The organism is Mesorhizobium sp. M7A.F.Ca.MR.362.00.0.0, from assembly GCF_004023175.1.
Classification (GTDB): Bacteria; Pseudomonadota; Alphaproteobacteria; order Rhizobiales; family Rhizobiaceae; genus Mesorhizobium.
Genome location: NZ_RZTF01000885.1, coordinates 1 through 591 on the forward strand (window position 1 = coordinate 1; position 591 = coordinate 591).

The 591-nt window shown below is 61.6% G+C and carries 1 protein-coding gene; it reads right to left on the reverse strand.

Annotated elements, in window-relative coordinates; translation table 11 throughout:
- The coding region (locus tag EOC06_RS38330) for a fatty acid desaturase (RefSeq protein WP_206631401.1) at window positions 1–591 on the reverse strand (591 nt) is incomplete at both ends.

Sequence of the window (591 nt, forward strand, 5' to 3'; positions counted from 1 at the left end):
AGCGCGTGATACGGCACCATCGCGAACATGTGATGTTCGACATGATAGTTCATGTTCCAGTAGATGAAGCGGCTGATCGGGTTCATGTAGACGGTGCGCGTGTTCAGCCGGTGGTCGGTGACATTATCGGCCAGGCCGATATGCTGCAGCAGGCCGGTCAGCACCATGTGCCAGCTGCCGTAGAGGCGCGGCAGGCCGATCAGCACCAGCGGCAGGAACGACCATAAATAGAGCGCCAGCACGATCGTCGCGACATAGATGGCGACATGCCAGCGCGCGGCTTTGACCACCTTGTGAAGCTCCATCTCGGGAATAAAGCTTTTCTCGTCGGGCGAGATGCTGCCGAACGCATTGCGCACAAGCGACGGCAGCGAATAGCGGAAATCGAGAATGCCGGTGAAGGCGAGTGCGGCGCGCAGCAGGTCCGGCGGACGCATCACCGCGATCTCGGCGTCGCGGCCGACGATGATCGTGTCGGTGTGATGGCGGGCATGGCTCCAGCGCCAGGTCACCGGGTTGCGCATCAGCATGAAACTGGCGATCTGGTAGACGGCATCGTTCATCCAGCGCGTGCGGAAGGCGGTGCCGTGG